Source organism: Microbacterium enclense, from assembly GCF_001456955.1.
Lineage (GTDB): Bacteria > Actinomycetota > Actinomycetes > Actinomycetales > Microbacteriaceae > Microbacterium > Microbacterium enclense.
On record NZ_KQ758471.1, the window covers coordinates 196,669 to 215,693 of the forward strand.

Annotated in this window: 15 protein-coding genes; 5 read left to right on the forward strand and 10 right to left on the reverse strand. The window is 69.9% G+C overall.

All coding sequences use genetic code 11. The annotated features are described in order from the left end of the window. Positions 1–11: 11 nt before the first annotated feature. The 3 genes from AS029_RS11065 to AS029_RS17910 are packed head-to-tail and all read right to left on the reverse strand — an operon-like array spanning position 12 to position 7,569. Positions 12–554: a hypothetical protein gene (locus AS029_RS11065; protein ID WP_058232652.1), complete on the reverse strand. Its 543-nt coding sequence runs from the start codon at positions 552–554 to the stop codon at positions 12–14. Beyond that, a complete protein-coding gene (locus tag AS029_RS11070) occupies positions 551–6,955 on the reverse strand; it encodes an RHS repeat-associated core domain-containing protein (RefSeq protein ID WP_058232653.1) in 6,405 nt (2,134 codons plus the stop codon). The genes AS029_RS11065 and AS029_RS11070 overlap by 4 nt, the downstream gene beginning before the upstream one ends. Continuing rightward, positions 6,952–7,569, reverse strand: coding sequence for a hypothetical protein (locus AS029_RS17910; RefSeq protein WP_228375937.1), 618 nt, complete (start codon positions 7,567–7,569; stop codon positions 6,952–6,954). The genes AS029_RS11070 and AS029_RS17910 overlap by 4 nt, the downstream gene beginning before the upstream one ends. Positions 7,570–7,777: 208 nt before the next feature. Between AS029_RS17910 and AS029_RS11080 the strand changes: the two genes are divergently transcribed. Further along, on the forward strand, positions 7,778–8,338 hold the full coding sequence (locus AS029_RS11080; RefSeq protein WP_058232654.1) for a Dps family protein: 561 nt from the start codon (positions 7,778–7,780) through the stop codon (positions 8,336–8,338). Positions 8,339–8,489: 151 nt separating this feature from the next. Here AS029_RS11080 and AS029_RS11085 read toward each other — a convergent pair whose 3' ends face one another. From AS029_RS11085 to AS029_RS11095, 3 genes are all read right to left on the reverse strand, one after another. Further along, complete coding sequence (locus AS029_RS11085) at positions 8,490–8,849, reverse strand: hypothetical protein (RefSeq protein ID WP_058232655.1); 360 nt, start codon at positions 8,847–8,849, stop codon at positions 8,490–8,492. Positions 8,850–8,966: 117 nt separating this feature from the next. Beyond that, the gene (locus tag AS029_RS11090; RefSeq protein ID WP_058232656.1) at positions 8,967–11,561 is read right to left on the reverse strand and encodes a DEAD/DEAH box helicase; all 2,595 of its coding nucleotides are present in this window, start codon (positions 11,559–11,561) and stop codon (positions 8,967–8,969) included. A gap of 169 nt (positions 11,562–11,730) precedes the next feature. Next, positions 11,731–12,498 (reverse strand): hypothetical protein, encoded by a 768-nt coding sequence (locus tag AS029_RS11095; protein WP_058232657.1) that lies wholly within the window; start codon positions 12,496–12,498, stop codon positions 11,731–11,733. A gap of 89 nt (positions 12,499–12,587) precedes the next feature. On the opposite strand from AS029_RS11095, the gene AS029_RS11100 reads away from it, so the two are divergent. From AS029_RS11100 to AS029_RS11105, 3 genes are all read left to right on the forward strand, one after another. Beyond that, entirely contained in the window at positions 12,588–13,622 is a 1,035-nt protein-coding gene (locus AS029_RS11100) for an LLM class flavin-dependent oxidoreductase (RefSeq protein WP_058232658.1), read from the forward strand. 96 nt (positions 13,623–13,718) lie between these two features. Then, complete coding sequence (locus AS029_RS17635) at positions 13,719–13,868, forward strand: hypothetical protein (RefSeq protein WP_167345261.1); 150 nt, start codon at positions 13,719–13,721, stop codon at positions 13,866–13,868. Beyond that, positions 13,865–14,344: a GNAT family N-acetyltransferase gene (locus AS029_RS11105; protein ID WP_074615922.1), complete on the forward strand. Its 480-nt coding sequence runs from the start codon at positions 13,865–13,867 to the stop codon at positions 14,342–14,344. Before AS029_RS17635 ends, AS029_RS11105 begins: the two co-directional genes overlap by 4 nt. Positions 14,345–14,347: 3 nt before the next feature. Here AS029_RS11105 and AS029_RS17640 read toward each other — a convergent pair whose 3' ends face one another. After that, positions 14,348–14,500, reverse strand: coding sequence for a hypothetical protein (locus AS029_RS17640; RefSeq protein WP_167345262.1), 153 nt, complete (start codon positions 14,498–14,500; stop codon positions 14,348–14,350). Positions 14,501–14,806: 306 nt separating this feature from the next. On the opposite strand from AS029_RS17640, the gene AS029_RS18040 reads away from it, so the two are divergent. Further along, on the forward strand, positions 14,807–15,640 hold the full coding sequence (locus tag AS029_RS18040; protein ID WP_074615923.1) for a GNAT family N-acetyltransferase: 834 nt from the start codon (positions 14,807–14,809) through the stop codon (positions 15,638–15,640). Between the two features lie 4 nt (positions 15,641–15,644). Here the strand turns inward: AS029_RS18040 and yiaA are convergent, their stop codons facing one another. The 3 genes from yiaA to glyA form a co-directional block, all read right to left on the reverse strand. Next, entirely contained in the window at positions 15,645–16,112 is a 468-nt protein-coding gene (yiaA, locus tag AS029_RS11115; RefSeq protein ID WP_058232780.1) for an inner membrane protein YiaA, read from the reverse strand. Between the two features lie 196 nt (positions 16,113–16,308). Then, on the reverse strand, positions 16,309–17,682 hold the full coding sequence (locus AS029_RS11120; RefSeq protein ID WP_058232659.1) for an L-serine ammonia-lyase: 1,374 nt from the start codon (positions 17,680–17,682) through the stop codon (positions 16,309–16,311). Then, entirely contained in the window at positions 17,682–18,977 is a 1,296-nt protein-coding gene (gene glyA / locus AS029_RS11125; protein ID WP_058232660.1) for a serine hydroxymethyltransferase, read from the reverse strand. Before glyA ends, AS029_RS11120 begins: the two co-directional genes overlap by 1 nt. Positions 18,978–19,025: the final 48 nt, after the last annotated feature.

Here is a 19,025-nt window from a genome sequence, read left to right on the forward strand (position 1 = left end):
CCTCGACATCGTCAATTGGTCCCCCTCACACCTTCTTCTGTAGGCATTCCCGACGAACCGTCCCTGGTGAAGATCAACGCCTGATCCAGAGTGTCGTCATCGAGAGCACCCACCTGATAGACGATTCGGAGGTCCCCTGATCGCGCGTTCTGTTCGACAGTGAAACGCAGGCTTCTTGGACACGACTCGTCCTCGTAGCTCCTGAGATGGAGCACCGGAGCGCCGTCCGGTGGAAAAGCGTCCGCCTGGAAGGACGAGCTAGGTGTCCATTCGATGTCACCCAGGTCGGAGGGGCCGTCGATTCTTCCTACATTGCAGTCCAAATTCGCCGGCCAGTGGTTCACTTCGGCCCGATGTCCCTTCCCGTCGAGGAATATCTCGACAGCGTTCTCGGCGGGCGAGACACCGATCCAACGGCCGGCGAGGTCCCCCGCGTGGACTTCGGAGACGGGATTCCACACGCGCGCGAGCACCTCGAGCGTTGCGAAGGTCAATCCAGCGACGATCGCTACAGCAGTAGCAATCACTCCCATCGAAATCCAGAAGTATTTCACCGAGCCTTCTCCTCCCACACCAGAGTCTCCCTGACGGGCGCCAACGGCCCGCCGCCGTCCGCCGCATGCAAGACCTCCGACGGGAGATTCAACCCCCGGAGTGCGGATGAAAGTTGAGTCGTATTTGTAGCTTGATAGGTCACCCAAACCTCCCCCGATTTGTCGCGTCTCACGGCAGAGACGGTCAGTTCGTAGCTCCCAAGGGCCACCATCGTCCGGTTCGCGTCGCCGGCGCCCGACCAATAGACGGTGGTAGCGATATCGCGGACGAAATTGGAGTTGGGGGGAGAACCTGCGGAGTATCCGCCTGTCAGTCCGACCGGGCTCTGCCCTGCATCAAGGGCGGCCTTCACGTCCCGCCGAAGGTCCGCGGTCTCGACGGCATTCTTGACCGACGCGACCATCCCCCCTCCCCGGTATGTAACTTCTTTTGGAAGTAGTCCGGCAGCCCATCCAGCCAGCAATGCACCCTGATCTGTGGAGGTGAATGACAAGATGTCCACGACGGTCGAGCTTCTCGGAGGAGCTCCGACCGAAATAGCCGTCAATAGAACTTTGCTCATCGCGTTGATTCCAGTTACCGCGGCGGGCCGCGCAGGTGTCCGACAACCCCAATCCATGTACCCGCAGCCGCGAACGGTCCGAAGATGCCTGAGGGACTGCAGCTCCCCTGATCGCGACCTGGGCTGTTTCACCGTTCCCTTGGGCACCGGCCCGCCAAACCGTCCGTTCGTCGTCCTCAAGGTCTGGACCGGCAGCTGACCGATTGTGGACCGGTGGGCGTTGACCCGGTTGAGCATGCGCGTCTGCTCGCGCTGCGCCTCACTCCGATACGCCGGCGACCGACCCGACCCGCCGCCGCCGTCGAAGCGCGTGTGCACGAACCCGAAGGCATCCGCGTACGACACCGGCGAGTTCTTCACGTACGCGTAGCGGTTCAGCGACTGGGGGTCATCGAGGTCGCCGCGCCACGAATCCGCCTCCAGCCACGACCCCACCGTGGGGTCGTACGAGCGCGCGAAGTACTCGTCCAGGCCGAGGCTGGCATCACCGGGCTGAGCGTCGTAGCCGACAGTGGCATCCCACCCGGACGTCTCGAACGTCGCACCGCCGAAGTCGCCGTACGACACCAGGTCGTCGAGCACTCCCCCGCTCGTCGCCGTCGCCGTGACGTCGCGGGCGTCGCCGAGCAACCACGACACCCCCGACGCACCCGACTGCACCAGCGCGTCGCCGTCGGCGTCGCGCAGAAGGCTCGACGCCCCGTGACGAGAACTCGAACCCGCGACCGGCAGCAGCCCGTCCCACGCCCGCGTCGACTCGTCTGTGCCGAACGCCTCGGTGTCCTTCGCACCGACTCGGCGATCGAGACCGTCGTACACGTATGCGGTCGAGCGGCCCTCCGCCGACGTCCCGGTCAACCGGCCGGCGGCGTCGTGCGCGAATGTCGTCCGCTGCCCGTCCACCACTGCCGACGACCTCGACCCCGCGGCGTCGTACGCGTAGCTTGCGCCGTCTGAGGTGGATGTCACCCGGCCCGCGGCGTCCAGAGTCGTCGTGACGGCGCGGTCGCCGGTCGCCCAGCTCGTGCGATTGCCCGCGGCGTCGTACCCGTAGCGAGAGGTCTCGCCCCCGCCCGTCGCCGACTCGATGAGCCGCGCGAGGTCGTCATAGTCGTACGACTGCTCGGTGGCATCCGTCGCGCCGTCGGGTGCGGTGATCGTGCGCGCCCGCGAAGCGACCGACCCGTCAGGGTTCCACGCGTAGTCGTACGTCAGCGACGCACCGGCGGGAGCGGCCGTCTCCGGCGACGGCAGCGTGCGCCGATCGAGGTAGGCCGCGGTCTTGACGCACTTCTTCGCGGCACCCGCGGCGGGGACCGCCCGCTTGTCGAGGTAGTCCGCGACGCCGCGGCATCCATCGACCTGCGTAATCAGGGCGGGGACGGTACTCGCCGCAGCAGTCGCCGCAGCGTCACCCGCAGCAGGCGGTGTCGCGTGCGATACCCGCGTGACCTGACCGACCGCGTCGTACGCGACCGTCGTCGACACCCCGTTCGGCCGCTCGATGCCCGTGCGCCGCCCGGCCGCGTCGTACGCGTACGCGACGTCGCCGAACGGTGTCGACTGCGTCGTCGCGCGGCCGGCGGCGTCATACGTGAACCGGGTGACCGTGCCGTCGGGCAGGGTCGTGGCGGCCGTGAGACCTGTGGCGGTGTATTCGTGCGTGAGCTTCTGCCCGTTCGAGTCGAGCTGCTCCAGAACCCGGCCGGCCTTGTCATAGATCCACCCGGTGACGCCGGTGGGGTCGGTCATCGCGATCGGGCGCTGCTCGGCGTCGTACTCGAAGCCGACGTCGCCGTCAGACCGCGTCATCGAGGCGACATCGCCACGCACGTCGTAGCGGTACGCGGCGATGAGCCCGACCGCGTTCGACTCCCGCAGCACCCGCCCGGCGGCGTCGTACGCCGTCTCGGTCCGCTCCCCCGCGGGACCCGTCTCGACGATCGGCCGGCCCGCCGTGTCATACTCCCAGCCGGTCATCGCCCCTGTCGGACCGGTGATGCCGGTCAGCAGCCCCGTCGCACTGTAGGCGTAGGTCGTGGTGACGTTGGTGTCGCTGTCGGCGGGAGCTGCGGCATCCGCTGCTTCGACGACGGTGGTCAGATTGCCGAGCGGGTCATACGCGTACGTCGTGGTGATGCCGTTCGCGTTCGTCGCACTCGTGCGGCGCCCGGCCCGGTCGTAGCCGAACCGCTGCTCCGCGTCGAGCGCATCGACGATCCGCACGACGCGACCCACCGCGTCGTACTCCACATGGGCCTCGGCCCCCACGGGGTCCGTTTCGACGACGACCCGTCCCACCGCGTCGTAGGTGTTGCGGGTCACGGCACCGAGCGGGTCGGTGACGCTCGTCGTGCGACCGGCGGCGTCGTACGTGAACGTCGTCCGCGCGCCGTCGGCGTCGACGACGGCAGTGATCTGACCCGCGGCGTCGTACTCGTAGTGTTCGACGGCACCCGTGGCATCCGTCATCGCGAGGACTTGTCCCGCCGCATCGACCTCGAAGAGCGTCGGATTGCCGAGACGGTCGATCGTGCCGATGAGGTTGCCGTCGATGTCGTAGACGAACTCGGTGGTGTATCCCGCGGGGTCGGTGACCGTGGTCACCCGGTCCAGCGGGTCGTACGCGTAGGTCGCGACCTCTCCCGCGGCGTCGGTCTCGGTCGCCACGCGTCCGACCTCGTCATACGTGACACTCGTCGAGACGCCGGTCGGGTCGGTGGTCCGCACGGTCCGGCCGAGCTGGTCGAGCTCGAGCGACGTGACGGCCCCGGCGGCATCCATGACGGCGGTAGGGATTCCGGTGGCATCGACCTGCTGCTCCCAGTGGCCCCCATTCGGGTCGACGACGCCGGTCTCGCGGTACGCGGCATCCAGCAGAAGCTGCGTCGCCGCGCCCTCGGGGTCGGTCGTCGAGACGAGGTTGTCTTCGCGGTCGTACGCATACCGCGTTTCCGCTCCGTCCGCCGCGACGCTCTTCGCCATCCGCAGCAGGGCGTCCCACTCGTAGCGCGTCACCGCGCCCGTGGCATCCGTCGCCGAGGTCAGGTTGCCGGTCCGGTCGTAGGTGAAGGTCGTTCGCGCACCGGTGGGGTCGACGGTCGCGACGATCCGGTCGGCGGCATCCCACTCCCACGTCGTGACCGCGCCGAGCGGATCGGTCACGGCGGTCAGTCGGTTGCTCGCGTCGTACGCGTACGCGGTGCGGTGCCCGAGCGGGTCGATGAGCGCGGTGAGGTTGCCGCGGGCGTCGTACTCGTAGCGGGTCGTCGCCCCCGAGGGTGCGATCGCCGCCGACAGGTCGCCCCCGGGCGTGTACTCGTACCGCATCGTCGTCCCGTCGGGGCGGTCTTCGGCCGTCACCAGGCCCCGCGCGTCGTGCGCGTACGCCCAGGTGCGCCCGAGCGAATCGGTTCGGGATGCCACCTGACCCGACGGCGTCGAGGTGTACCGGGTCTCATGGCCCGCGGCATCCGTCTCGCTCGCCAGATTCCCCGCCGCGTCGTAGACGTACCGCGTGGTGCGTCCCGCCTCGTCGGTGTGCGTGGTGACATCGCCCCGGGAATCGAATTCCCACCGTGCGACCTGGCCGTCGGGGTTCTCGACGCTCGTGATGCGGTACCGGTCGTCGAAGCCGAAGATGCTCTGACGGCCCTCGTTGTCGGTGTAGACGGTGCGGCCCGGCTCGTAGACGAATCGGCGCTCGGTACCCTCGGCGTCGCGCTGCGAGACCACGCGTCCCTGGTCGTCGTAGGCGTTGACGAGGTAGGTCGAACCGGCCTCGTCGGTGGCGGTGAGCATGCGGTGCGCCGCGTCGTACGTGAAGGAGCGGGTGCCGCCGCTGGCATCGGTGATCGACACCAGGTCTCCCGCGCCGTCGTAGGCGAGTCGCCACGTGCGTCCGTCGGGGAGGCGGAATGCCGTCACGCGCCCGACGCCGTCGCTCTCCAGCGCCACCGTCTGCCCGGCGGCGTCGGTGACCGACGTCAGGGGCACGAACTGGTGAACGTTCGGATCGGCCGCGCCGTACGTGAGGGTGGTGGTGGCGCCCGAGGCGTCGGTGTGGCTGACGAGTTCGCCGATCCCCTCGATATCGGCCGCGTCGAACACCCACGACGCCCCCTCACGGTCGGCGAGGCGAAGGCGCCCCGACCCGGCCTCGACGAGGGTGAGGTCGGGATCGTCGGCGGAGGTATAGCCGCCCGCGCCGTCGGCGGTGAAGACGTACGACGCGCCGTCGCCGCGCACCGTGAGGACGGATCCGTCGGAGAACCGCTGCGCGCGCGCTCCGAGGCTGAACGACCACCCCGCTCCGACGCGCGAAAGTCGACCGTCCTGTGCGTTGTAGACGAGGGTCGCCTCGATCGCCTGCGCACCCGGCCCGCTGAGCGAGAACAGGGGGAAGGACTCGACGAGGTTGCCGGTCGAGAACGACACGGGGTCGGCGCCGTAGATCTGGTGGTTCTGGTAGCCGAGGTGTCGCCAGCGGGCGAGCTCCGCCTGCGACGGCGGCGAGGGCCATCCGCCGGTCGCCGGGTCGGAGCAGTCGAACCCCTGCGATTCGAGGTAGCCGCCGAGAGAGCGGAACGCGCCGTCGACGATGCTCCCGAACCCGTGATCGATCACGGGCCGGTCGAAGTTGTTGTCGAGGTAGAGCGCCTCGACGTGCGCGTACGCGCCCGGGAGATTTGCGTACTCCGCGAACGGGAAGTTGCGAGTGGATGCCGCCCGCTTGGCGGGCCTGCCGGTGTAATCGGGCAGATGGTCGACGAACGACTGCGCGAGCGCGTTGTCGCCGCCGCGGGAGCGCGAGAACGCCAGCGTCCCGCCCTCACGCTCGGTGCCCCACGCGAACCCGCGCCAGGTGTTGAAGCCGAAGGCCACCGTCGCGTCGGGGTTCGCCGCCTCGGCGACGCGTGCCCGCGTGTCACGAGACACGAAGCGCACGCCCGCCGGTCGCGTCACCGTCACTCGGGCGAGGCACCGCTCCTCGAGCATCCCGCGCAGACGGTCGACAAGATCCCAGTTGTAGGGGAACTCCGACGCCGGCGCGGGCGTCTGCACCGAGCCTTCGTCGTTGTCGGGGTCGAGCACGACGCGTGGGCCGGGAGCGGGGACGAAGGGGATGCCGATGACCACGAACTGCGACAGGTGATCCGACTCGCCTCGCACGGTGTTCGTCTCGGCGTCGAAGTACGACGGCAGCAGCGACCACGGCTCGCCCGGGTCGGAACGGGTGTAGATCTGCAGCGTCGCGGGGTCGACACCGGCGTCCTGCACACGGTCCGCGTCGACGGCGAGTGCAAGCGAGATACCCGGGGTGACGTCGTAGACCGGGGGTCCGTCTGCGGATACATCGTCGGGCACCTCGCGCAGCTCGGCTGGGAATGACGTGAGCCGCTCGCCGCCGGCATCCGTCGCCGTGATCTCGACGACCTCGGACACCACGGTGCCGGCCGTCTCGGCCGCTGCGGTGCGCAGGGCCATCGCCTCGCCGACGGGTTCGCGGGCCTCGAGCGTGACGCTGCGGTGGATGTCGTGTCCGGAGAAGACCGCGCTCACGCCGAGCTGGTCGGCACGGAGCGTGGAGGCGACGCCCGGCTCGAGGTGCGCCGAGCCCGCGGGCGCGGCGGGCGTTTGGTCTCGAATCAGGCCGACGCCGGGGAGGGATGCGACTCGGTCGGGCGTCACGGGGAGCGCGGCCTCGCGCACACGCTCGAGCACCTCGGCACGTGCGACGGCGGCCAGCTCCGCCGCGGTGGCGGGCGGTTCGGCAACGACCCCGCCGCCGATGATCACAACGGCAGCGACGAGGGCCGCGACGAGGCGCCGGATCACGCGTCCGTCTCCGCGTCGGCGTGACGGCGGCGTGCGCGCATCGCGATACCGACGGCCAGAGCGATCGCAGCAACGACGCCGACCCACAGCGCTACGTTGCCGCCGGTGATGGCGAGACCGTTCACGCTCTTCACGCATGCCGCGAGCTCTGCCGCATCCGAGACCCCGTTGGCGTCGAAGTCCTCCGTGCCGTCGGCGCACGTGCGCGTTCCGCAGATGACGAACTCGACCCAGTCGCCGATCCGGTCGGCGTCGGCATCTTCTTTGGCGTTCGAGCACGTGTCGGAGTCACACACCAGACGCTCCGCGTAGTCGGGGATGCCGTCGTCGTCGCGATCGGCCGTCGGCGAGGCGCAGGTGGTGTCCCCGCACGCCGGCACTTCGGTGGCATCCGGGATACCGTCGCCGTCGCGGTCCTCCACCCCGGTAGCGCACGTCGCCGACCCGCAGACGGCGCGCTCGACCGCGTCGGCGATCGTGTCGCCGTCAACGTCGGCTGTCTCGACGGCCGCCGCGGGAAGTGGTGCCGCGGTCGCGACGACCACCCCCGCGAGCGCCGCGATGGCGACAGCGATCGCCAGGGACAGCGAACGGAACAGGGGAGCAGAGCTCATGGAGGTCCTCTCGAAGCGACACGGCTGAGCGTCGGCCCTTCGAACCTGATGAATGCGCCGAGCGCCATCCGGCCAGAGGCGCGGGATTGCACCGCTTTAGATCGCAGAATTCACCCGGCTACCGCGCCGTCCGTGGCCCCGCAACCCCCCGGGCGCACCCGAGCGCCGCGCCTAACGTCGCTACCGACCGCGAGTGAAAGGAACGCGCATGTCCACCACCACGAAGGACGCCCCGACCAAGAACCGTCGCCGCCCGGCCCGCGGCGGCAGCGGCCCCGAGACCACCGACGAGCAGAACGCCGAGAAGGGCTTCCAGGCGTCGGAGAAGCTCACCGACAGCCTGCAGGCCGTGCTCGTCGACCTGATCGAGCTCTCGGTCCAGGGCAAGCAGGCCCACTGGAACGTCGTCGGCAAGAACTTCCGCGACACCCACCTGCAGCTCGACGAGATCATCGACGCCGCCCGTGAGTTCAGCGACGAGGTCGCCGAGCGCATGCGCTCGCTGCACGCGCTGCCCGACGGCCGCAGCGACACCGTCGCCGAGACCACGACCCTGCCCGAGTTCCCCCAGGGCGAGGTCGACACCGCCGAGGTCATCGACCTCATCACCGAGCGCCTGGATGCCACGGTCGGCACCGTCCGCGACGTGCACGACGACGTCGACGACGAAGACCCCACGAGCGCCGACATCCTGCACGGCGTGCTCGAGCGCCTCGAGCAGCTGTCGTGGATGGTCAGCGCCGAGAACCGCGTCGCCCGCAAGTCGTAAGCGCGAGCGAGAACACCGGATGCCGGGGCCTCAGGGCCTCGGCATCCGTCGTTTCCGTGAGCGTTCCGCCGGGTTCGACGGGCCCAGCCATTGCGGCTCGGCACGTTCGGTGCCGGAGCCGGTCGAAGGGCGGTCGCAGTCCGCCGCAGGGCTAGCCCCGAGCGATCAAGAACGGCGGGTGGGGACCCTCCAGCCGCGCGAGAGCGACTTTCACCTCACCGAGAGAGTGCCCCACCGCGGAAAAGCGCTCGTCGGTGCGCGTCTCCAGCCGTACGAGACCGAGCTTGACCTCCATCAGGGAGCCACCGACCGTGGCGAAGCGCTCAACCGTGTGATCCTCCATCCGATCGAAGCGCGCGTCCATCCGATCGAAGCGCGCGTCCACGCGCGAGAAGCGGGCGTCAGTGCGCTGCTCGACACGGCCCAGCATCCACTTCACTCCGCCGAGCAGAGTGGCCGACATAGACAGGAAGAGGCCGATGGCTGTCGCGATGAGCGGGAGGGCTTCCACGTCGGTCTCCTTCTCTGAGCGGCAATGCACCGACTGTAGCGGTCTCGACGAGAGCGCCCAGCGAGATGTTCGCGGCTCGTGCAGAAGTTCACCCGCCTGCACGACGTGGAGAAGGCCTCAGAGCCGCAGCACCTCGGTGACCCGCACGATCGCGGTGCCTTCCTCTTCAGACGCGGCAAGGTCGACCTGCGCGCGGATGCGCCAATCGTGGTCGCCGGCGGGGTCGTCGATCGTCTGCTCGACGCGCCACACGCCCTCGGCGGCGGCGGACTCGTCGATGTCGACCAGCGCCGACGAGCGCGACGCTCCGCCGGTGCCGATCGCGTCGTGCTCGTCGAAGTAGCGATCGAGCGCGCCCGGCCAGTCGACGTCGGGGTCGAGCTCCACCAGCTCGTCGTCCTTCTGCAGCGCGGCGAGCTGCACGCGACGGAACATCTCGTTGCGCACGAGCACGACGAACGCGCGCCGGTTCGTGAGGATCGACGGCGGCGCCGGCGGCACGACGGGTCCGTCCGGATCGTCGGCAGGGTTGATCAGCTGCTCCCACTCGTCGACGAGACTCGAGTCCACCTGGCGCACGAGCTCGCCCAGCCAGGCGATCAGGTCGAGCAGATCGGGCGTCTGTGCATCCACCGGCACGGTCTGGCGGATCGCGCGATACGCATCGCTGAGGTACCGCAGCACCAACCCCTCGCTCCGGGCGAGCTGGTAGAGCGACACGTACTCGCCGAACGAGCAGGCCCGCTCGAACATGTCGCGCACGACCGACTTGGGCGACAGCTCGAAGTCACGGATCCAGGGCTGGCTCGACGCGAACACCTCGTACGCCTGGGCGAGCAGCTCGTCGAGAGGCTTCGGCCAGGTGATCTCCTCGAGCAGCTCCATGCGCTCGTCGTACTCGATGCCCTCGCGCTTCATGGCCGCGACCGCCTCGCCGCGGGCACGGAACTGCTGCTGCGACAGGATGGGGCGCGGGTCGTCGAGCGTCGCCTCAATAACGCTGACGACATCGAGCGCGTAGTGCCCCGTGCCCACGCTGCCGGCGGCCGCCGTGGCATCCGGCCCCCGCCCGAGCTCGACCTCGGGATCGAGCATCTCGATCGCGGCGAGCGCGAACGGCGACAGCGGCTGGTTGAGCGCGAAGTTCGGCTGCAGGTCGACGGTGAGCCTGATGCGCGAGTCGCCAACATTCGTCGCTTCGGGTCCGCTCGAAGCGACAGATTCTGGCGACTCACGCGGCGAGGGGACGACCTCGACCACGCCGGCCTGAACCAGCGTGCGGAAGATCGCGAGCGCGCGGCGGGCGAGGTCGAACTGGCGGGGGCGGGGCTCGTGGTTGTCGAAGACCAGCGAGCGGACGTTGCCGAACACGTCTCCGCCGCGCGCGATGACGTTGATGAGCATCGCGGCGCTCAGCTTCATCTGCGGCTGAAGCGGTTCGGGCTCGGCGGCGACGAGGCGGTCGTAGCTCTGCTCGGTCCAGTTGACGAAGCCCTGCGGCGCCTTCTTGCGCACGATCTTCTTCTGCTTCTTCGGGTCGTCGCCGGCCTTGAGGATTTGAGCTGCGTTCTCGATCTCATGGTCGGGCGCCATGACGACCACGGTGCCCGCGGTGTCGTAGCCGGCCCGACCCGCGCGGCCGGCGATCTGATGGAACTCGCGCGCGGACAGCTGGCGCATGCGCGTGCCGTCGTACTTGGTGAGCGCCGTCATCAACACGGTGCGGATCGGCACGTTGATGCCGACGCCAAGGGTGTCGGTACCGCAGATGACCCGCAGGAGCCCGCGCTGGGCGAGCGTCTCCACGAGCCGGCGGTAGCGGGGCAGCATGCCGGCGTGGTGCACGCCGATGCCCGCCCGCACATAGCGCGACAGCGTCTTGCCGAAGCCCGTCGTGAAGCGGAAGCCGCCGATCGCCTCGGCGATCTCGTCGCGCTGCTCGCGCCCGATGATGCGGATGGATGACAGCGCCTGCGCCCGCTCCATCGCGGCGGCCTGCGAGAAGTGCACGACGTAGATCGGCGCCTGCTTGGTGTCGAGCAGCTCCTGCACGGTCTCGTGCACCGGGGTCCGGGCGTACTCGAAGTGCAACGGCACGGGGCGTTCGACGCCGGTCACGCGGGCGGTCGGCCGGCCCGTGCGGCGGGAGAGGTCGTCGGCGATGTCGGTGACGTCGCCGAGGGTCGCCGACATGAGGATGAACTGCGCGCGGTTCAGCAGCAGGAGCGGCACCTGCCACGCCCAGCCGCGGTCGGCCTCGCCGTAGTAGTGGAACTCGTCCATGACGACCTGGTCGACGTCGGCGTCCGCTCCCTGGCGCAGGGCGAGGTTCGCGAGGATCTCCGCCGTGCAGCACACGATCGGCGCGTCGGCGTTGACCGAGGAGTCACCCGTGACCATGCCGACGTTCTCGGCGCCGAAGATGTCGACGAGCGCGAAGAACTTCTCGCTCACGAGGGCCTTGATCGGCGCCGTGTAGTACGTGCGGCCGCCCCGCGAGAGGGATGCCGCGTGCGCGGCCACCGCGACCAGCGACTTCCCCGTACCGGTCGGTGTGGACAAGATCACGTTCGCGCCGGACACGATCTCGATGACCGCCTCGTCCTGCGCGGGGTAGAGCGTGAGCCCGCGCGAGCCCGCCCAGTCGACGAAGCCCAGGTAGACGGCATCCGGGTCGGCGCCGACGGGGACGTGCTCGAGAAGGGGGGTCACTCCCCCACCCTCTCATCCGCGAGACGGCGAGTCCTTCGTCGGGCTCGGGGTCCCCCGGGTGGCAACCCGCGGCGCGCACCCCGCACCGTCGAGATCGCCGGGCATGTCGAAGAATCGACACGACCCGGGTGACCAAGCCCGTCCCGGCCGCCGGGACCGCTGCGGCGCCTCATCCCCGGTCGGCGAAGACGCCCACGTTCTCACCGTCGAACACGAACTGCACGCTCGTGCCGATAGGGAACCTCTCGACGAAGGCATCCGGCATCCCCTCGGCGACGACGAACTCCACCGTCGCGGGGAAGATCCCCGCGCCGCACCCGCCGTAGACGAAGTTGCCGCTGACGCCGCGCGCCTCCTGCTCCGACACCTCTCGCGTCTCGAGCAGGTAGACGCAGGGGCTGCGGTTCTCCGTCGCGTCGACCTGCGCGTATCCGGCGAAGGCGGTCACGCCGTAGAAGTCCTTGAAGGCGCGCTCCGCGCCCGTGCGCTGACCGAAGACCGCGGGGGTCTCGGCGTCGGGGTCGGGCTCGAGGGTTCCGACCTGCGGTGCTCCCACCGAGGTGGGCACCGGCACGAACGTGAGGGTGAGCGCGGTCGCCGCGCTCGCCAGGGCGGTGACGGCGGCCAGCGAGATCGCCCACACCCAGAGGGTGCGCCGCGAGCGCACCAGCGGACGGTGCTCGCGGGGGTCGTCGTCATCATCATCGGCGCCGTCGTCTTCGGCACCGTCGCCCTCGGCGCCGTCGTCTTCGGCACTGGATGCCGCCGGCTCGGCGTCCGGAGGGGGTGGCGGCGCGGTCGCAAGCCGTTCCCGGCGCTCGAGCTCCTCGAGGGCGGCGAGCCGCGCAGCGGCGACCGGGTCGCCGGAGATGTCGGCGTCGGGCCCGTACGCCCGCGCACGGAGGCGACGCAACTCCTGGCGTACGTCGTCGTCCATGCTGTGAATGCTTCCACACCCCGGAGGCCCCGGGGCCGGCCTCACTACATGCACGGGAATACAGTGCCCGGCTCCGCGTTGCACCGGGTATGCGCTCCTTCGGCACCCTCTCCTTCGGCCACTACGGCCCCCTCGGTGGCGGACGCCAGCTGACCGCCGGCGACTCGATGCTCCAGGCGATCGACCTCGCCCAAGGCATGGACGACCTCGGCGTCAACGGCATCTCCTTCCGCGTGCACCATTTCGCCCGACAGCAGGCGGCGCCCATGCCGCTGCTCGCGGCGATCGCCGCTCGCACCTCGCGCATCGAGGTGGGCACCGGCGTCATCGACATGCGTTACGAGAACCCGCTCATGCTGGCCGAGGAGGCGGCATCCGTCGATCTCATCAGCGGCAACAGACTGGCCCTCGGCGTCAGCCGCGGCTCACCCGAGACGGTCGTGCGCGGCTACGAGGCGTTCGGTTACACCGGCTCGCAGGACCCCCGCGGTGGCGACATCGCCCGCGAGCACTTCGATCTGTTCCTGCGCGCGATCGACGGCGAAGGCCTCGCCGAGCGCGACCCGATGAGCCCCTTCGGCGGGGGCACCGGCCTGCAGCGCATCGAGCCGCACTCCCCCGGCCTGCGCCAGCGCATCTGGTGGGGCGCCGGCACGACGGCGACCGCCGAGTGGGCGGGCCGTATCGGCGTGAACCTCATGTCGTCGACCCTCCTCACCGAAGCCGACGGCACCCCGTTCGACCTCCTTCAGGCGCAACAGCTCGACGCCTTCCGCGCCGCGTGGCGCGAGGCGGGGCACGCCGGCGAACCCCGCACCTCGGTGAGCCGCAGCATCTTCCCGATCGTCACCGCCGAAGACGAGATGTACTTCGGCGGATCGGCGGGCAGCGATCAGATCGGCGTCATCGACGGAATGCGCTCGACCTTCGGCAAGACCTACGCGGCGTCCCCCGACGTGCTCGTCGAGCAGCTGCAGAACGACGCCGCGGTGATGAGCGCCGACACTCTCATGCTGACCATCCCGTCGCAGATGGGCGTTGCGTTCAACCTGCGCCTCGTCGAGAATTTCGCGAAACACGTCGCTCCGGCGCTGGGGTGGCAGCCGACGCTCGCGACGGTCTGAGTTGCAACGAAACCGGGATGCCGACACCATCGGCATCCCGGATTCTCGTACGAGCCGCGTCTCGCGATCTGCGCCGCGGCGTGAAAGCCTGGATGCATGGACGCACTCACCCAGCTCGTTCTGCTCGTGACGCTGGCGGCCATCGTGCTCTACGCCCTGTACTGGGTGGTGCGCCGAGCCGTTCGCGATGAGATGGCCGCGGCCGCGCGCGAGGGCCGACGCGGGACGGACGGCCAGCGGTCGTGACCGACCGCGCCGTGGCGGTGCGTACCGCCGTCTTCCCGCGCGACACCGCGACCGTCTCGCGCCTCGCCGCGGCCTATCACTCTCAGACGGAGAGCGAGAAGGTCGAGCGTGCGCTGACCGACGGCGACGCGCCGCTCCCCGAGCGGTACGCGCGCGAGATCGCCGAACCGGCCACCGCCTTCCACGGGCGACGCGTGGTAATTGCGTCGGTCGGCGACGACGACTGCGGCATGGTGGTGGTCGCCGCAACTCCCACCGGCACCGACGTCTCGCGGCTCTGGACGACGCCGGACGCGCGCGGCCACGGTGTGGGGGCGGCACTCGTCACCGCCGCCATCGACGACGCCGCGGTGCCCGTGCGTCTGTCGGTCTGGGAGTGGCGGGAGCCCGCCATCCGGTTGTACCGCCGACTCGGCTTCGAACCCGTCGCGTCGTGGGACGACCGCGAGAAGATGGTGTGCCTCGAGCGCCGGTGAGGCTCAGCGCACCGCCGACGACGCGCGAGAGCGCCCGATGGTCTGCGTGACGAGGTACTCCGCCCACGCGACGGCATAGGCACCGAGGGCCGCCCAGAACCACGCGGACGGCAGCACCCCCACCATCCCGAGCATCGCCGCAACGGTCAGAGCCACCACGACGACGAGTACCGGAAGCGCGGAGCGGGCTCCTACCAGACCTCCCTCGCCCCGCCACGTCACCCAGACGGCGCCGGCCGTGGCGAGGAGCAGAATGACCGGTGTCCACCACGGCCCGAGCGCCCCCGTCGTGATCGAGGCGCCGATGGCGGCGATCGTGAGGGAGGCGGTGCGGACGGAGCGAACCGTCTTCGCTCGATCGGCGGGGGTTCGCGATGCAGAGGGGATGACGGACTCCTTGTGCGGTGGATGGTCTCCTCAGCGTAGACAGGATGCCGCGATCCGGCTGTCTACGCTGGAGCGATGTCGCTCACGATCACTCGCATCGACCCCACCGGCCGCGACCGCGACGAACTGCTCTCGTTCCTCACCGCTGAGGAGTTCCCCTTCCACGTCCGGCGGCGGCCGACGACTGCCCAGGTGACGGCCGACATCGACGCGGGGGCGTGGGGCGGCGACGACGTCGAGGCCTTCTGGCTGGACGATGACGAGTGGGGACGCGTCGGGCTCATGCGTCTGCACGACCTTGGCGACCCAACGGCGATGATCGACCTGCGTCTGGCGCAGCGGTGGCGCGGCCACGGCATCGGCACGCAGGCACTCGCACTCGCGACCGACCGCGTCTTCCGCACCCGCCCGAGCGTCGTACGTCTGGAGGGGCAGACCCGCGAAGACAACGCCGCCATGCGACGCACCTTCGACAAGAGCGGCTGGGTGCACGAGGCGTACTACCGCGACGGCTGGCCGGTCGAGGGTGGAACTCCCCTGGCATCCGTCGCCTACAGCGTGTTGAGACGCGACTGGCTGAGCGGAGTGACGACGCCCGTGCCGCGCGAAACCGAGGTCACGTTGTCGGGCGAGCTGGTCTGCGCGGACGAACAGGAGGCGTCGCGCGTGCGCCGCCTCCTTACCGAGCACATCGCCCTCACCCGCTCCGAGCCCGGATGCATCGCCTTCGACGTCACCCCGACGGCCGACCCTCTGATCTGGCGGGTCGACGAACGCTTCATCGACGAGGCGGCCTTCGACGCTCACCAGCGCCGCGTCGCGGCCAGCACCTGGGGCTTGCAGACCGCCGGGGTGGAACGTCGCTACGTCGTCCGCGGACGGGTCGCCGGTCGAGGACGCCGTCCCTGAGGCGTCAGAGGCCGGATGGGAAGGCCGGACGCTCGATCGGCGCCGGGTCGGGGTGCACGCGACGGAATGCCGCGAGGTCGCGCACGTTCTTCTGCACCGCCACGACGGCGAAGAGGCTCATCGCGAAACCGATGCCGTAGAAGCCCTTCTCCGACAGCAACAGTTCGGCGTTCCACAGGCCGATCGTCATGAGGGTCAGCGCCATCAGCAGCATCCCCCATGCCACGCCGAGGTAGGCACCCGTGACGGGGATCTCCTCGGCGCGGTCGCGCACGGCCTTCTGCACCGAGATCGCGGCGAACAGTCCGAGCAGGAACACCGCCACGAAGAAGCCTTTCTCCGCCAGCAGCATCCGCGCGTTGTAGAGCCCGATGAAGTACACCGACGCCCCGAGTCCGAGCGCGACCCACGACGCTCCGACGAATGCTCCGGTCGGTCGACCGAGCACGTGCTGCTTCTGCACATCCGACATGATCTCCACCCTTCGATCGGCCCCCGCGGGGACGTATTCCGTGGCGGCGAACCTAGCGCTTCCCGCATGCACGTGGAGACATACGGCCTGATCTGTGGATGAATCGCGGCAAGCTCCGCGCTTGTGGAGGAGCGGCGGACGGGCACCGATGAAGGCCGACGGACCCCGCCCGATCGACACCGGGCGGGGTCCGTAGTCAGCACTCGACGACGTTGACGGCGAGGCCGCCGCGCGACGTCTCCTTGTACTTGTCGTTCATGTCCGCTCCGGTCTGCCGCATCGTCTGGATGACGTTGTCGAGCGACACGATGTGCGTGCCGTCGCCGCGCAGCGCCGTGCGGGCGGCGGTCACGGCTTTGACCGCCGCGACGCCGTTGCGCTCGATGCACGGGATCTGCACGAGACCGCCGATCGGATCGCACGTCATGCCCAGGTGGTGCTCCATGCCGATCTCGGCCGCGTTCTCGATCTGGCGGGGCGTCCCCCCGAGGACGGCCGCGAAACCGGCCGCCGCCATCGAGCACGCCGACCCCACCTCGCCCTGGCATCCGACCTCCGCACCCGAGATCGACGCCGTCTCCTTGTAGATGGAGCCGATGGCGGCGGCCGTGAGCAGGAACGTCACCACCCCCCTGTCGTCGGCGCCCGGGATGAACCGGCGGTAGTACGCCAGAACGGCGGGGATGACACCGGCGGCGCCGTTGTTGGGCGCGGTCACGACCCGTCCGCCGGCGGCGTTCTCTTCGTTGACGGCCATGGCGAACATGGTCAGCCAGTCGGTACCGCGCAGGGCGTCCGTCGACGCCGTCTCGTCGGCGAGCTGACGCGCCAGCTCGGGCGCGCGGCGCGGAACCCGCAGACGCCCCGGCAGCACTCCCGGCGTGCGGGCACCCCGGTCGATGCACCCGCTCATCACCGTCCAGATCGAGAGCAGCCCCTCGCGCACCGCGTCGCCGTCGCGGTGGGCGAGCTCGTTCTCGAAGGCGATCTCGGCGATCGACAGCCCGGTCTCCTCGCACCGGGCGAGCAATTCGTCGGCCGTGCGGAACGGATGGGCGACGAAGACCGGCTCCGCCTGCGTGACGGCGCCGTACGCCTCCTCCTGGGTGACGACGAACCCTCCGCCGACGGAGTAGAAGGCCTTCTCCGCCAGCGTGACGCCGGCGGCGTCGAACGCCGAGAAGACGACGGCGTTGGGGTGGAAGGGCAGTGATCGCAGACCGTCGAGCACGAGGTCGGCATCCACGTCGAACGACACCGGGTACCGACCGCGGAGCCAGAGCATCCCGTCGGCGCGAACGCGGTCCTCGATGTCGCGCAGCAGGTCGGGGTCGCACGTCTCGGGGCGCTGCCCCTCGAGACCCACCAGCACCGCGCGGTCGGACGCGTGGCCGCGACCCGTGGCACCGAGGGATCCGAGCAGATCGACGCGCAGACGAGCCACCCGCTCGTCGAGATGGGCGTCGCGCAGATGCTCGGCGAACGCGAGGGCCGCACGCATCGGTCCGACGGTGTGCGAGCTCGAGGGGCCGACGCCGATGGAGAAGAGGTCGAACGCACTGACGACCATCAGAGGACGTTCTCGTAGAGGGGGTGAGCGGATGCCAGCTCCGCCACCGTCGCACGCAGCTCGGCGATCCGCTCCACGGGTAGGTCGGCGCGCAGCGCCTCGGCGATCACGTCGGCCACGACCGCGAAGGCCTCGTCGCCGAAGCCGCGCGTGGCCAGGGCGGGGGTGCCGATGCGCAGACCCGACGTCACCATCGGGGGGCGGGGGTCGTTCGGCACGGAGTTGCGGTTCACCGTGATGCCCACCTCGTGCAGGCGGTCCTCGGCCTGCTTGCCGTCGAGCGTCGAGGCGACGAGATCGACGAGCAGCAGGTGCACGTCGGTGCCCCCGGTGAGCACGCGTACGCCCTCGGCGGCGACGTCGGGCTGCGTCAGGCGGTCGGCGATGATCCGTGCGCCGCGAAGGGTCCGCCGCTGTCGGTCGGCGAAGTCGTCGCCCGCGGCGATGAGGAACGACACCGCCTTGGCGGCGATGACGTGCTCGAGCGGGCCGCCCTGCAGTCCCGGGAAGACCGCGCGGTCGATCTTCTTGGCGATGTCGGGATCGTTGGTGAGCACGATGCCGCCGCGCGGACCACCGAGGGTCTTGTGGGTGGTGGAGGTGACCACGTGGGCGTGCGGCACGGGGTTGGGGTGCACGCCCGCGGCGACGAGGCCGGCGAAGTGCGCCATGTCGACCCACAGGTACGCACCGATCTCATCGGCGATCGCGCGGAACGCCGCGAAATCGAGCTGACGGGGGTAGGCCGACCAGCCGGCGATGATGAGCTTCGGACGACGCTCACGGGCGAGGGCGGCGACCTCTTCCATGTCGACCGAGCCCGTGGCATCCACGTGGTACGCGACGGCGTCGAAGGCCTTGCCGCTGTAGCTGAGTCGCATGCCGTGGGTGAGGTGTCCACCATGGGCGAGGTCGAGGCCGAGGATCGTGTCGCCGTGCTGCAGCAGACCGAAGAGCACCGCGGCGTTCGCCTGTGCGCCCGAGTGCGGTTGGACGTTGGCGTATGCGGCGCCGAAGAGGCCGCACACGCGCGAGATGGCGAGGCTCTCGATGACGTCGACGTGCTGGCAACCGCCGTAGTAGCGACGGCCGGGGTATCCCTCGGCGTACTTGTTCGTGGCCACCGATCCCTGCGCCTGCATCACGGAGAGCGGCGCGAAGTTCTCGGAGGCGATCATCTCCAACGTGTCACGTTGGCGATCGCGTTCGGCGTCGAGGGCGGCGGCGACGGCAGGATCGATCTCGGCGAGCGAGGCGGTCAGCACGGGGGCGGTGGTCGAGGAGAGAAGGGTCATGGCGGGAGGCTCCCTGTCAGTGCCGCGGGCGCGGCGGCGATCGGATGG

Excerpts from the sequence above, each read along its gene's own strand:
- AS029_RS17635 (WP_167345261.1), top strand. The coding sequence starts at position 13,719 with ATGGACGCACTCACCCAGCTCGTTCTGCTCGTGACGCTGGCGGCCATC.
- AS029_RS17910 (WP_228375937.1), bottom strand. The coding sequence starts at position 7,569 with ATGAGCTCTGCTCCCCTGTTCCGTTCGCTGTCCCTGGCGATCGCTGTC.
- AS029_RS11080 (WP_058232654.1), top strand. The coding sequence starts at position 7,778 with ATGTCCACCACCACGAAGGACGCCCCGACCAAGAACCGTCGCCGCCCG.
- AS029_RS11095 (WP_058232657.1), bottom strand. The coding sequence starts at position 12,498 with ATGGACGACGACGTACGCCAGGAGTTGCGTCGCCTCCGTGCGCGGGCG.
- AS029_RS11120 (WP_058232659.1), bottom strand. The coding sequence starts at position 17,682 with ATGGTCGTCAGTGCGTTCGACCTCTTCTCCATCGGCGTCGGCCCCTCG.
- yiaA (WP_058232780.1), bottom strand. The coding sequence starts at position 16,112 with ATGTCGGATGTGCAGAAGCAGCACGTGCTCGGTCGACCGACCGGAGCA.
- AS029_RS18040 (WP_074615923.1), top strand. The coding sequence starts at position 14,807 with ATGTCGCTCACGATCACTCGCATCGACCCCACCGGCCGCGACCGCGAC.
- glyA (WP_058232660.1), bottom strand. The coding sequence starts at position 18,977 with ATGACCCTTCTCTCCTCGACCACCGCCCCCGTGCTGACCGCCTCGCTC.
- AS029_RS11100 (WP_058232658.1), top strand. The coding sequence starts at position 12,588 with ATGCGCTCCTTCGGCACCCTCTCCTTCGGCCACTACGGCCCCCTCGGT.